Below are 12621 nucleotides of genomic sequence, written 5' to 3'. Positions count from 1 at the left end.
GATGAAACCTTTTGACCTCATCATCGGCGCTGCCCTCGGTCTTGGGCTGACGGCCTGCGCGTCGCTCGACAGCTTGCAGGATGATACGGCAGTTGTCACCGAGCCCTCGCCCGTTGAAGCGGCTGTTGAAGACAGCGGGCTGAACGTCGTCGTCCACGAAGGCGATTTTGCGGAAATCCAGCAATTCACGACGCCGGGCGGGATCTCGGTCTGGCTGGTTTCCGAACCCTCCATTCCGATCCTGTCCGTAGCCCTGGCATGGGAAGGCGGCGAAGCGGCCGACCCTGAGGGGCTGGAAGGCCTTGCCGACGCGGTGACCTATCACATGAATGAAGGCGCTGGCGATCTCGACTCGCTCGCTTTCCAGACGCGGATGGAAGAGCTGAACATGAGTTTCGGCTGCAGCGCGTCCAGCGACTGGACGTCCTGTTCCGCGTCGATGCTCACCGACAATGCGAATGAAGCCATGGACCTTGTCGCGCTGTCCTTTGAAGCGCCCCGGTTCGATGACGGACCCTTCGCCCGCTTCTTGCGTGAACAGGAAGTGTCGCTGAACACACGCGAGACCAATGCGAACTATCTGGCGGGACGGGCCGAGGCGCAGGCTCTCTATCCCGACCATCCCTATGCCCGGGAAAAATCTGCCGATAGCATTGCGGCTCTGACCCCGGAGCTCGCCAGGGCCCACATGCGTAAGCTGATGGTCAAGGATAGCCTGATCGTGACGGCGGTCGGTGCGGTTACGCCCGAAGAGCTTGCCCCGATGATCGACGAGATCGCCGCGAATCTTCCGGACAGTAGCGAATTGCCGGAAACGCCGGAGATCAGCTTCACGACGGACAAGGCCTTTGAGCCCGTCATCGTGGACCTTCCGCAGCCGCAAAGCCTGGTTCGTTTTCTTGCGCCGGGTCTGAAGCGCGAAGACCCTGATTTCTTCACGGCCTATGTCCTGAACTACACTTATGGCGGCGGAGGCTTCGGCAGCCGGCTGATGGAATCGCTGCGGGTCCAGAAGGGCCTCACCTATGGCGTCTATTCCTGGCTGTCCTTTGACGAGAAGTACCAGAATTGGGGCGGCAGCGGCCAAACCAAGAATGAAAGCGTTGGCGACTTCATCGACGCGCTCAAGGCCGAGACCGCGCTGATCGCGGAACAGGGCGTCACTGCAGAGGAACTGGCCGACGCAAAGGCCTATCTCACCGGCTCCTATCCGCTAGCCTTCGATTCGAACGCCAAGATCGCCAGCCAGATGATGAGCGTGCGCCAAGATGATCTGGGTGTGGACTATTTTGATCGGCGCAATGCCCTGATCGAGGCCGTCACACTGGAAGACGTGAACCGGGTGGCCGCAGAATTCCTGCAGCCAGACCGATTCAGTTACATTGTGGTGGGCCAGCCCGAGGGCCTTGAATAAGCTGCTGGCCTAGTCCGCCGTCTTTCGGGGGGCGGACAGGCCGGTAGTTGCCGCATCAAAGGCGCTGTCCCGGTTGTAGCTGTAAAGCTCGGCCGGGCGTCCGCCAGTGCTGGTCTCCATCGCGCCCGTCCCGACAACAAAGCTGGTCTTGTCCAGCGCGCGCCGAAAATTCTGGGTGTGCAGGGACAGGCCGAGAATGCCTTCGACCGCCCGCTGCAGCGAAGAGAGTGTGAACCGGTCGGGCATCAGTTCGAAGACGACCGGGCGATACTTGATCTTGCCGCGCAGGCGCGAAATCGCCGTCGCGAGAATACGGCGGTGGTCGGACGCCATGGGTTCACCGAGGCGCACATCCGGCTCCGGCAGTCCGGCATCGCGGGCGCATTCGATCACAAGGCCGGCTTCATAGAGCAATTCGTACCGGTCCAGCACGCGCTCCTCGATCCAGCGAATGCCATCGAGCGCAAAGGCGGCGCGGGCGCGTTCCAGCCGACGCTCATTCCCGGCGGCCCAAGTCATCAGGCGGGGGGCGATGTGAGCATCAATAAGGGCAGGCCGTCCGTTTCGATGATCTTCCCACGGAAAATACCGGTACCAGGACTGCCAGCGCGCTTCGAAGGAGTCTCCGGCCGGGCGGGCCTCTGGCGTCAGGGCGAGATAGCCGACTGAAATGACGCGCGCATTCGGCGCTGCGCCAGATAGTGTTGCCTCCGGCGTCTCGCGGTCCTTGTCCCCAAACGTATAGAGTTGTTCGACATAGCCGAGTTCGAAGCCGGTCTGTTCGCGGACCCAGCCGCGTAGTGACAGGTCAAAGGTGCGATGACGGTCTGGGTCAAACACACCAAAGGGCAGGGCATATTCCCCCGTTTCGCGCTGGGTGACGAGCACACGCGGCGCGTCTGTCTCCACGGCGACCATCACGGCGGACAGGCCAATCAACAGTGGAGATGACTGGGTCATGCGATGGGCTCTATCTGCTTGTTGATCTGGGCGTAGCGTTTCAGGAAAACTGCCTGAGCATCTGTGACCGATTTCGGTTTCAGCCGCAATTTGGTGTCTTCAGGCGGCTTGCCAAACAGTTTGTTTGATTCGTCCTCGGAGAAACCGGCCAGTTGAATGGCCTCGCTCCAGGCGCAGATCAGGTCGGCCTTCTTGATCAGGCGCTTCAGTCGTTGTGGTGTGACGGGGGCCAGTCCGAAACGGATATGGATCGCTTCCTGCAGCCGCGCCTCGATGGTCTTGTAGCCTTCGCCGAGCAGGGCCTTGAACGGTGAGATCATGTCTCCGATCACATATTCCGGACTGTCGTGCAGCAGGGCCGTCAGGCTCTGCTGCGGGGTAAGGTCCGGTTGCAAGGTTCGGCAGATTTTTTCTACCAGGACGGAATGTTCGGCCACTGAGAATGCATGCTCCCCACGGGTCTGGCCGTTCCACCGGGCGACGCGGGCAAGTCCGTGGGCAATATCCTCGATTTCCACATCCATGGGCGAGGGATTCGCCAGATCGAGTCGGCGGCCCGACAACATGCGTTGCCAGACACGCGGGGCCTTAACAGATTGCTTCACACGGGACGTCATCACCACCTTCTTTAAGGCATTTGTAATAGGGGTAAAGAAACGAGGGCATTCCGGTTACGAACTCGTCCCCTTTTCGCCCTGATTGGCAAATGCGCTGTTAAGGCGTTTCGGGCAAAAGGGGTGGGTGAACAAGGGCCGCGTTCACGAATTCGCGGCCAATCCAAACAAGAGGTGACCATGCTGGATTCTTTGACGAGTGTAGTATCTACCCAGGCCATTGCGTTCGGCGTCCTGCTGATCGGGTGCAGCATTGTCGTTATTGAAGCCGTCCGCGCCAGCAAGGAAATCCTCTGGGGCGACATGTTCATGGACGATCTGGACGACTAGGCCGGATCCAGACCGTCTCAGGCCGCTTTCTCGACAAATACCGTTCCCGCAGAATAGCCGGCGCCGAAAGAGCAGATCAGGCCGCGTTGGCCGTGCTTGAAGTCGCCGGAATTCTTGTGGAACGCGATGATCGAGCCAGCCGATGATGTGTTCGCATATGTGTCGAGCACGGTTGGGCTTTCATCATCTGTCGCTTCACGCCCAAGAACCTTGGATGAGATCAGCCGGTTCATGTTGGCATTGGCCTGGTGCAGCCACATGCGGCGCAGGCCTTCCGGCTTGATGTCCAGTTCTTCCATGTGCTCGGCGATCATGTTCGCCACCATCGGCACGACTTCCTTGAACACTTTGCGGCCTTCCTGGACGAACAGCTTGTCCGGGGCGTCGATGCCTTCCGGCGCGGCGCGGTTCAGGAACCCGAAATTGTTGCGGATATTGTTCGAAAACTGGGTCTTCAGCTTGGTGCCGAGGATTTTCCAATGACCGACCGGGGCGATGCTTTCCTCTTCGACGAGGACGGCCGTGGCCACATCGCCAAAGATGAAATGGCTGTCGCGATCTGTGAAGTTCAGATGGCCGGAACAAATTTCCGGGTTGACCATCAGTACTGATTTTGCGCTGCCGGACCGGATGAAGTCTGCCGCCGTCTGGATGCCGAACGTGGCGGACGAGCAAGCGACATTCATGTCAAAGGCAAACCCGCCACAGCCCAGCGCATCCTGGACTTCTACCGCCATCGCCGGATAGGCGCGCTGCATGTTGGACGCGGCGCAGATCACGGCGTCGATGTCTTCAGCTTTGCGGCCGGAGCGTTCCAGCGCGTCACGCGCGGCATGGACGGCAATCTCGGCGAGCACGGAGATGCGGTCATTCGGGCGTTCGGCGATGCGCGGCGCCATGATGTCCGGGTCGAGAATGCCGGTCTTGTCGATCACATAGCGCGACTTGATCCCGGAGGCTTTCTCGATGAACTCGACCGAGGAATGCGTCTTGGGCTCGATCACACCTGCGCTGATGTCGGCGCCGCGCTCACGGTTCCAGATATCAGCCCACATGTTGTAGCTGTTCACCAATTCCTCATTGGAAATGGAGTTAGGCGGCGTCCAGAGTCCTGTCGCCGAAATCACGGGTGTGTTCATACTGCCCTCTATTCCAGAACCGCCGATCTGCGGACCAATTCTGTTTGAGTCTACAAAGGTTTAGCTTTCCGGGCAGTGTTGGTCGAGTTACCCGGTTTGGCAAGTGCCTGGTGTACTCACTTCTTCGGGACACTGTGCCCGAATTCAGGCCGCTCGCTGCTCCAATGTTGCGGTACGCCGCGAGGCTCCTTCAGGGCTTCAAAGGCCTCGGCCTGTTTTTCAGTGGCGGCGCGGGAAGCCGCATCGCGCTCCTGGCTTGCTTGCATCAGAGCAATTTCCGTTTCAATGCACCGGTCGCGGGTCTCCGGATCAGGGGCAGTTCGGCATCGGCTCCAGGCCTCTGCCCGATTGGCGCGGTCAACCGATGAGGTCGCGCAGGCACCCAATGTTGGCAAAGCAATAAGGGCAGTGGCAATCAAACGCGTCTTCATGGATCAGGTCTCCTGAACGGCGGTGTGTCTGGGACAGGTTACATCATGGTCGTTGACCATGCCAACCGCCTGCGCCCATGCATAGACAATGGTTGGGCCAACGAATTTGAACCCGCGTTTCTTCAGATCCTTGGACATGGCCGCTGACCAATTGGTCTGGGTCGGTGCCTCCCGGAAATGGCCCCAATGGTTTACAATCGGTTTCCCGCGGACGGCCCGCCAGCAATAGTCCGAAAATCCCTCACCTGCCTCTTCCATGGCGAGGTAGGCCTGTGCGTTGCCGATGACGGCCTCGACCTTTTTTGGGCTGCGGATGATGCCGGGATTTTTCAGGGCCTTGGCGACGCGGGCCGGCGTCCAGCGGGCAATCCGCTCCGGGTCGAACTCGTCGAATTCCTCGCGGATGCTGCCGCGTTTGCGCAGGATCGTGATCCAGGCGAGCCCGGCCTGCATGCCGTCCAGTTGCAGCTTTTCCCAAAGCGCGCGGCCATCATATTCGGGCACGCCCCATTCGGTATCGTGATAAGTCCGGTAGAGGTCATCGGTGAGCGGGGCCCAGGCGCAGGGAAAGGTCTCAGTCATGGGCAGGTTCCGCCAGATGTGCGTCGATTTCGGCGCGTTGCCAATCGGTCAGGTCAAATGAGACCGGCGCGCCATTGCAGGTGAAGGATTTGCCATCCTGTTCGGCCTTGGCCAGGCGGTCGGTGCGGATCAGGGCGAGGCCGTTCGTGCCCGCCACGCTCGTCACTGTGCCAATCGGAGCTTCCGCAAGAATGTCCATGCCGGCTTCCAGCGTCTCGCCCGAAACCTTCACGGTGCGCTTGCGGATCTTGCCCTTGCGCTTCATGCGGCTCGCCACTTCCTGACCGACAAAACAGCCCTTCTTGTAGTCGATACCGTGCATCATATCCATGTTGATATCGGTCGGGAAAACCTCTGCCGCGCGATAATCCGCGCCCCATTCCGGCACGCCCGCCGCGATGCGCGCGGCGTGCCATTCCCCGGCCGGCATATCGATCCCGGAGACGCCAACCGGCGTAATCGCGCGATGCGGCAATTGCGGGGAGCGAACGTCGATCCAGCTGCCTTCGGTCACGACATCCCCGGTGAGCCGGTCAATCGCGACGTCATTGCGCATCCTGAACATCTTCAGGCGCTTTTCCAGATCGTCCGCAGCCTCGGCATGGATATCGATATAGATGTTTTCGAGCGCCAGCATGGCGAGATAATCCGCAATCACCTTGCCTTGCGGCGTCAGAAGAGCGCCGTAACGCATCTCGCCGGTTTGCCAATTGTCGACCGAATGGGTCACGGTGCGTCCGAGAAGATGCAACATGTCCGGTCCGGTCAGGCGGATGATGGCGCGATTTGGAAGAATGCGTTTCATCTACCTCTTGTAGGTATGGTTTTGACCCATCTCAAGGGAGCGTCGCCATTTGCCTGTACCGAAAAACCACCCTTGACTTAGCCCCTCCGGAGTCACACCCCATCTGTCATGACCTATGATCTGATCCTTAAAGGCGGCACCGTCGTTTCTCCCGGCGGCATGACCCAAACCGATGTCGGCGTGATCGGCGAACGTATCGCGCATATTGGCGATCTGACCGGCGTGGATGCCGGGGAGATTTATGACGCGACCGGGCTGCACATCCTGCCGGGCGTTATCGACAGTCAGGTCCACTTCCGTGAGCCCGGTCTGGAATACAAGGCCGATCTCGAAACAGAAGCGCGCTCGGCCGCGCTGGGTGGAGTGGTAGCCGTGTTCGAAATGCCGAACACCAACCCTTCCACAACGACGCCGGACGCCATGACTGACAAGCTGGCCCGCGCCAAGGGGCGGATGGATGTCGATCACGCTTTTTATGCAGGCGCGACGCATGAAAATATCGACCTGTTGCCCGAGATGGAAAAGATGCTCGGCTGCTGCGGTGTGAAGGTCTTCATGGGCGCCTCGACGGGCGACCTCCTGATCAAGGATGATGAGGGCGTCGAAGCCGTCCTGCGCGCGATCAAGCGCCGCGCGGCTTTCCATTCCGAAGACGAATACCGCCTCGAAGAACGCCGCAGCCTGGCCGTGCCCGGTGACTGGCAGAGCCATATTGTCGTTCGCGACGTCGAAGCGGCCGTCAGTTCGACACGCCGCCTGTTGCGTCTCGCGCGCAAGACCGGCAAGCGCATCCATGTGCTGCATATCTCGACCGCCGAAGAGATGGAGCTGTTGCGAGACGCAAAGGATCTGGCCAGCGTAGAAGTGTTGCCCAACCACCTGACCCTCGCTGCGCCGGAATGTTATGAGCGTCTCAAGGGCTTTGCCCAGCAGAACCCGCCGGTGCGCGAACAGCGCCATCAGGACGCGCTCTGGCGTGCCTTGAATGCAGGTATTGTCGATGTGCTGGCCACCGATCACGCGCCGCACACACGCGAGGAAAAGGAGCGGCCCTATCCCGCGTCGCCGTCCGGTATGCCGGGCGTGCAGACGATGGTGCCGGTCATGCTGACCCATGTGAACAATGGCAAGCTGACCCTCCAGCGCTTTGTCGAACTGACCAGTGCCGGGCCGCAACGCGTCTTTGGCCTCGCAGACAAGGGACGCATCGCCGAGGGCTATCATGCCGACTTCACGGTGGTGGATCTGAAACGAAAAGAAACCATCACGGAAGAATGGTCGAAGTCGAAATGTGGCTGGACACCCTATGATGGCTTCGAGGCAACCGGCTGGCCGGTCGCGACCATCATCCGCGGCGGCTTCGTCATGCGCGATGGCGAGATCGTGAAGAAAGGCGGCGGACAGCCGGTTCGCTTCAATGAGACACTGGAGCCGATGGGGTGATTCCTGCCCCGTTGCTGAAAGGCTTGCGCACGCGCTATGCCGAGCCGCAGCGTCACTATCACACTTGGTTGCATATCGAGGCGATGCTGAAGCATTTTCGCCGCTGGGAAGACGAGTTCCACCGCCCGGAGCCGGTCCTGTGGGCGCTCTACTGGCACGATGCGATTTATGACCCTGCTGCAAGGGACAATGAGGAACAGAGCGCGCAATTGCTTGAGCGCGAGGCGAGCGGACACCTGACGCCCGAGAACACAGCCTTCGCTGCGAAGATGATCCGTGCCACGGCAGAGCATGTCGTGCCACCCGGTCTGAACGCTCAGGACACCGCCGATCTTGCCCTGTTTCTCGATCTCGACCTGTTCATTCTCGGAGCGCCTAAATCCGTCTACGATCGCTATGAAGCCGATATCCGCGCCGAATATGCCTTCATGCCGGATGATGCATACCGGACGGCCCGGACTGCCATCCTGCAAGGCTTCCTCAGCCGAGAGCGGCTTTACTTCACACAGCAGGCCCATAGAGAATGGGAAGAAACGGCCGGCGCGAATTTGGAGCGGGCCATTGCGGTGCTGGAGCAGGGTGAATGAAGAAGGAACGCAAGGGTCTCAACCGGGCGCTGTTCTGGCTGTACGAAGGTACCGGCCGATGGCCGTTCCTGTTCCGCTGGGCCATGCTGGCCTTCGATTTCGTGACCATTGGCTATTTCCTCTGGGCGCCCTTTGACCAACGCGACCGGACCCATGTGGCCATCGATTACGTCATCGGCGGCATCATCCTGGCAGATCTGCTCGCGCGGTTTTACATTGCCCGGCATCGCTGGAACTTTGTGGTGCGTCCGATCAATATTGCCGACCTTGTCGTCGTGATCACCATGTTTGCGCCGCTGCTGGTGTCGAATTTTGCGTTCCTTCGCGTGCTCCGGGCGGTCCGGGCCATTCGCGCCTTCACCTTTATCAAGCGGGTGAAAGTGATCACGCCCTTCTTCCAGCGGCACGAACGGGTCATCGACAAGGTGACCAATCTGCTCGTCTTCGTCTTCATCATGGCCGCGCTCGTCTATTCCACCCAGGTCGGCATCAATGACGGCATCCACACCTATATCGACGCGCTTTATTTCACCGTCACCAGCCTGACGACGACCGGCTATGGAGACGTGCTGATGGTTGGCCCCGGCGGCCGGCTCCTGGCGATCATCGTAATGGGGTTGGGCCTGACCCTTTTCCTGCAGCTGCTCCGCACGATCGTGGACCCGCGCGACAAGGTGGAACAGGAATGCGAGGAATGCGGGCTGCGACTACACGAACGCGACGCTGTGCATTGCAAGCATTGCGGAGAAGTGATCCATATTCCCACAAGCGGCTTCGAGTGAGCCGGAAAGACTAAAAAATACACGGGAAGAAACGCGCGCACCATGCCTGACACGTCGGACATACCCTTCCGGGAAGTACCCTACCTGCCGCTGAAGCTGGAGGTCGACGGCAGGCCCGACGGCACGATCTATCTCGACAATGGACAGCCACTGAAAACCTGCCCGTCGCACATGCTGGCGGCGCTCGTCCATTGGGCCGAGCATCGGCCTGACACAGTATGGCTGGCGGAACGCGATCCGGAGAACCCGGCCGCCGAAGGCTGGAACACGATCACCTATGCTGCCGGGCTCGATACCGTGCGCCGGCTCGCGCAGGGCTTCCTCGATGCAGGCGCCGGACAGGACGCGCCGCTGATGATCCTGTCGAAGAACTCCATTGCCAACGCCCTGATCATGTATGCCGCCATGTGGGCGGGCAGCCCGGCCGTGCCCGTCACACCAGCCTATGCGCTGCTCAGTGAAGACCTTGGCCGCCTCAAATACATTGATGGCCTGACCCAGCCGAAATTCATCTATGTCGAGGATGGTGCGGACTATCAGCGCGCGCTGGATGGGCTGGATATCGAAGGCCGCCTCGTCATTTATGGTGGCACCGCGCCGGAGCGTTGCGACGCGGTGCGTTTCGAACAATTCATGCGGTCGCCTATCTCGGCGGTGGATGAAGCCTATGCCCGTCTCACGCCGGACACGGTGGCGAAATATATGATGACCTCCGGCTCTACCGGTGAGCCGAAGGCGGTCATCAATCTGCACGGCATGGTCGCATCCAATGCCCGAATGATCCGTTCGGTCTGGGACGAGAAGCGGCTCGATGAGCTGACGGGCGGCCCGCAGGTCATGTGCAATTTTCTGCCCTGGAGCCACACCTATGGCGCGCATTCGATCCTGCACAACATGCTCGACTGGGGCGGCACCCTCTACATTGACCAGGGCGCGCCAACGCCCGCGCGCCTGCCGGAAATGCTGCGAAATCTGAAAGAGGTCTCCACCACCCAGCACACGACCGTGCCGGCGGCATGGGCCGCGCTCGCAACCGAACTCGAACGCGATGATCAGCTGGCAGAGGTTTTCTTCAGGCGGCTCGTTTGCATGGCCTATGGCGGCGCGTCGATGGGGCAGGATATCTACGAGCGCATTCAGGCCGTCGCCGTGCGCACCACGGGCGAACGGATTTCCCTGTCGGCCGGCTATGGAGCGACCGAAACCGCGCCGACAGCCTCGAACGTCCACTGGCCAAATGACCGAATGGGCCTGATCGGCCTGCCGCTGCCGGGCAACACGTTCAAGATGGTGCCTAATGCCGAAAAGATGGAGCTGCGGGTCAAGGGCGTGAACGTAACGCCGGGCTATTTCCGCAACGACGTCAAGACGACCGAAGCCTTTGATGAGGAGGGCTTCTACAAGCTAGGCGATGCAGTGAAATTTGTCGATCCGGGCGATCCTGAGCGCGGCCTCGCCTTTGACGGGCGCACCGCGGAGGAATTCAAGCTCGCCAATGGCACGTGGGTATCGGCCGGCACGGTCCGGGTTCAAGCCGTGGCGGCCACTGGTGGCGCGCTGTCAGACGCCGTGGTCTGCGGCCTCAACAAGAATGATGTCCGTCTCCTCGGTTTCCTCAACGAGGCGTGGTGCCGGCGGCTGGTTGGGAAGGATCTGCCTCTTGACCAACTGGTCGCGCACCCAGCCATACATGAGAAAATACGCGAAGGCCTCGCCCTGCACAACAAGGCACACCCAAATGTGTCTGCGCGTGTCGCCCGTGTGCTGCTGCAAACTTATCCTCCGCTGGCGGATAAAGGCGAAATCACGGAAAAAGGCTATATCAACCAGTCGCGCACCCAGGATCTCCGAAAGGACCAGGTCGACACGCTGTTTGCGGAAACAGGCGAAACGCCTGCGAATTTGCTGATCCTGTAGCGCACGATACCGAACACGAACAAGAATCTCAAAGGGAACCCGGATGACAGACCAGCCAACCCAGTCCATGACCGGCGCCGAGGCGCTCGTATCCACGCTGGCCGATCATGGCTTGACGGCGTGCTTCGCCAATCCCGGCACATCGGAAATGCATCTTGTTACCGCGCTCGACCATGAGCCGCGCATCAAGTCGACGCTCTGCCTGTTCGAAGGTGTTGCAACCGGCGCTGCCGATGGCCATGCGCGTGTGACCGGCACGCCTGCCATGACGCTGCTGCATCTCGGTGCGGGCTATCTCAATGGCGGCGCAAACATCCACAATGCCCGCCGCGCCTGGACACCGATGATCAATGTGATTGGCGATCATGCCGTGCCGCACCAGCGCTATGACGCGCCGCTGGCTTCGGATGTTATCGGCATGGCCGGTCCGAACTCCCGCTGGATCAAATCTGCCGACAAGGTCGGGCAAGCCGGCGATCTGGCCGCGCAGGCATGGGAGGCAAGCTTTGGGCCCGAACCCGGGCCAGTCTCCCTGATCCTTCCGGCCGATACCGCCTGGCTCGAAGGCGGGAAGCCCGGTGCAACGCGCGCCCGGCCATCGCTGCGCCAGCCTGATCCGATTGCCATTGATGCCGCCGCTGCCGCCGTTAAATCTGCCAGCAAGCCGATCATCATCATTAACGGAACCGCACTGACCGAAGCGGGCCTCGCGCAGGCCGCGCGCGTGAAAGCCGCAGGCGTACGTGTGCTGACCGACACCTTCTTCCCGCGACAGGCGCGCGGGGCGGGCCGGTTCATTCCGGACCGGATGCAATACTTTGCCGAAGGCGCCATGTCGGATCTCGACGGTTCAGACTTGATGCTGATTGCAGGCACGCAGGTGCCAGTTGCCTTCTTCGCCTATCCGGGCAAGCCAAGCGTGCTCGTACCAGAAGGCTGCGTGCCCATGATGATGGGCGGCCCGGACACCGACAGCGCCGCGATTCTTGAAGCGCTCGCCGATGCGCTCGGCGCGAAGGAAGCCGCGCCAGTGGCTGAACTGGACCTGCCCGGTGCACCCACGGGCGACTTGAACGCGGCAACCATTGGCGCCTCCATCGCCCGCCACATGCCGGAAGGCAGTTTCGTCTCGGATGATGGCGTCTCCAATGGCCTGCCGAGTTTCCTGATGACCCAGCGCGCGCGGCCGCATGACTGGATGATGCTGACGGGCGGCGCAATCGGGCAAGGCATGCCGCTGGCGCTCGGCGCGTCACTTGCTGCGCCTGATCGCAAGACGCTTTGCATCACCGGCGACGGCGCGGGCATGTACACCAATCAGGCGCTCTGGAGCATGGCACGCGAAGGCGCCAACGTGGTCAATGTGGTCTTCGTCAACCATTCCTACAGGATCCTGAATATCGAGCTGGCGCGCACGGGCGCCGGCAATCCCGGGCCTGCTGCGCAGGAACTGCTCGGCCTCGGCCATCCGGAAATCGATTGGGTCAAGCTGTCAGAGGCGCAGGGCGTCCCCGCGGCGAATGCGACGACGGCGGAAGAGTTCGATGCCGCACTGGAGCGCGCCTTCGCCGCCGACGGGCCCCAGCTCATCGCGGCGCACGTTCCAGCGCGCTAGGC

Annotated in this window: 13 protein-coding genes; 7 read left to right on the top strand and 6 right to left on the bottom strand. The window is 61.0% G+C overall.

Features of this window, described 5'->3' with window-relative positions; all coding sequences use genetic code 11:
* The first annotated feature begins 1 nt into the window (after nt 1).
* Entirely contained in the window at nt 2-1414 is a 1413-nt protein-coding gene (locus tag V7660_RS09300) for a M16 family metallopeptidase (protein WP_335602805.1), read from the top strand.
* Nucleotides 1415-1423: 9 nt separating this feature from the next.
* Here V7660_RS09300 and V7660_RS09295 read toward each other — a convergent pair whose 3' ends face one another.
* Nucleotides 1424-2374 carry an NUDIX hydrolase gene (locus V7660_RS09295; RefSeq protein WP_335602804.1) on the bottom strand — a complete coding sequence of 317 codons (951 nt, stop codon included), beginning with the start codon at nt 2372-2374 and terminating at the stop codon, nt 1424-1426.
* A complete protein-coding gene (locus tag V7660_RS09290; protein WP_335602803.1) occupies nt 2371-2991 on the bottom strand; it encodes an HD family hydrolase in 621 nt (206 codons plus the stop codon). The genes V7660_RS09295 and V7660_RS09290 overlap by 4 nt, the downstream gene beginning before the upstream one ends.
* 177 nt (nt 2992-3168) lie before the next feature.
* Here V7660_RS09290 and V7660_RS09285 point away from each other — a divergent pair, with 177 nt between their 5' ends.
* On the top strand, nt 3169-3318 hold the full coding sequence (locus V7660_RS09285) for a hypothetical protein (RefSeq protein WP_335602802.1): 150 nt from the start codon (nt 3169-3171) through the stop codon (nt 3316-3318).
* A gap of 17 nt (nt 3319-3335) precedes the next feature.
* Here the strand turns inward: V7660_RS09285 and V7660_RS09280 are convergent, their stop codons facing one another.
* The 4 genes from V7660_RS09280 to ygfZ form a co-directional block, all read right to left on the bottom strand.
* A complete protein-coding gene (locus V7660_RS09280) occupies nt 3336-4457 on the bottom strand; it encodes a beta-ketoacyl-ACP synthase III (RefSeq protein WP_335602801.1) in 1122 nt (373 codons plus the stop codon).
* A 116-nt stretch (nt 4458-4573) separates the two neighbouring features.
* Nucleotides 4574-4888, bottom strand: a complete 315-nt coding sequence (locus V7660_RS09275; protein ID WP_335602800.1) for a hypothetical protein — start codon at nt 4886-4888, stop codon at nt 4574-4576.
* 3 nt (nt 4889-4891) lie between these two features.
* Complete coding sequence (locus tag V7660_RS09270) at nt 4892-5470, bottom strand: DNA-3-methyladenine glycosylase I (protein ID WP_335602799.1); 579 nt, start codon at nt 5468-5470, stop codon at nt 4892-4894.
* On the bottom strand, nt 5463-6275 hold the full coding sequence (gene ygfZ / locus V7660_RS09265; RefSeq protein ID WP_335602798.1) for a CAF17-like 4Fe-4S cluster assembly/insertion protein YgfZ: 813 nt from the start codon (nt 6273-6275) through the stop codon (nt 5463-5465). The genes V7660_RS09270 and ygfZ overlap by 8 nt, the downstream gene beginning before the upstream one ends.
* Nucleotides 6276-6383: 108 nt before the next feature.
* Here ygfZ and V7660_RS09260 point away from each other — a divergent pair, with 108 nt between their 5' ends.
* The 5 genes from V7660_RS09260 to V7660_RS09240 all read left to right on the top strand — a co-directional run bounded on the left by V7660_RS09260 (nt 6384) and on the right by V7660_RS09240 (nt 12619).
* Complete coding sequence (locus V7660_RS09260; protein WP_335602797.1) at nt 6384-7718, top strand: dihydroorotase; 1335 nt, start codon at nt 6384-6386, stop codon at nt 7716-7718.
* Complete coding sequence (locus tag V7660_RS09255; RefSeq protein ID WP_335602796.1) at nt 7715-8305, top strand: HD domain-containing protein; 591 nt, start codon at nt 7715-7717, stop codon at nt 8303-8305. Before V7660_RS09260 ends, V7660_RS09255 begins: the two co-directional genes overlap by 4 nt.
* The gene (locus V7660_RS09250; RefSeq protein ID WP_335602795.1) at nt 8302-9087 is read left to right on the top strand and encodes an ion transporter; all 786 of its coding nucleotides are present in this window, start codon (nt 8302-8304) and stop codon (nt 9085-9087) included. Before V7660_RS09255 ends, V7660_RS09250 begins: the two co-directional genes overlap by 4 nt.
* Before the next feature lie 42 nt (nt 9088-9129).
* The gene (locus tag V7660_RS09245) at nt 9130-11004 is read left to right on the top strand and encodes a feruloyl-CoA synthase (protein WP_335602794.1); all 1875 of its coding nucleotides are present in this window, start codon (nt 9130-9132) and stop codon (nt 11002-11004) included.
* Nucleotides 11005-11071: 67 nt separating this feature from the next.
* On the top strand, nt 11072-12619 hold the full coding sequence (locus tag V7660_RS09240) for an acetolactate synthase large subunit (protein ID WP_442910040.1): 1548 nt from the start codon (nt 11072-11074) through the stop codon (nt 12617-12619).
* Nucleotides 12620-12621: the final 2 nt, after the last annotated feature.

The organism is Hyphomonas sp. (genome assembly GCF_036964145.1).
Lineage (GTDB): Bacteria > Pseudomonadota > Alphaproteobacteria > Caulobacterales > Hyphomonadaceae > Hyphomonas.
This window is presented reverse-complemented; position numbering and strand designations above follow the sequence as displayed.

Excerpts from the sequence above, each read along its gene's own strand:
- V7660_RS09300 (WP_335602805.1), top strand. The coding sequence starts at position 2 with ATGAAACCTTTTGACCTCATCATCGGCGCTGCCCTCGGTCTTGGGCTG.
- V7660_RS09295 (WP_335602804.1), bottom strand. The coding sequence starts at position 2,374 with ATGACCCAGTCATCTCCACTGTTGATTGGCCTGTCCGCCGTGATGGTC.
- V7660_RS09290 (WP_335602803.1), bottom strand. The coding sequence starts at position 2,991 with ATGACGTCCCGTGTGAAGCAATCTGTTAAGGCCCCGCGTGTCTGGCAA.
- V7660_RS09285 (WP_335602802.1), top strand. The coding sequence starts at position 3,169 with ATGCTGGATTCTTTGACGAGTGTAGTATCTACCCAGGCCATTGCGTTC.
- V7660_RS09280 (WP_335602801.1), bottom strand. The coding sequence starts at position 4,457 with ATGAACACACCCGTGATTTCGGCGACAGGACTCTGGACGCCGCCTAAC.
- V7660_RS09275 (WP_335602800.1), bottom strand. The coding sequence starts at position 4,888 with ATGAAGACGCGTTTGATTGCCACTGCCCTTATTGCTTTGCCAACATTG.
- V7660_RS09270 (WP_335602799.1), bottom strand. The coding sequence starts at position 5,470 with ATGACTGAGACCTTTCCCTGCGCCTGGGCCCCGCTCACCGATGACCTC.
- ygfZ (WP_335602798.1), bottom strand. The coding sequence starts at position 6,275 with ATGAAACGCATTCTTCCAAATCGCGCCATCATCCGCCTGACCGGACCG.
- V7660_RS09260 (WP_335602797.1), top strand. The coding sequence starts at position 6,384 with ATGACCTATGATCTGATCCTTAAAGGCGGCACCGTCGTTTCTCCCGGC.
- V7660_RS09250 (WP_335602795.1), top strand. The coding sequence starts at position 8,302 with ATGAAGAAGGAACGCAAGGGTCTCAACCGGGCGCTGTTCTGGCTGTAC.
- V7660_RS09245 (WP_335602794.1), top strand. The coding sequence starts at position 9,130 with ATGCCTGACACGTCGGACATACCCTTCCGGGAAGTACCCTACCTGCCG.
- V7660_RS09240 (WP_442910040.1), top strand. The coding sequence starts at position 11,072 with ATGACCGGCGCCGAGGCGCTCGTATCCACGCTGGCCGATCATGGCTTG.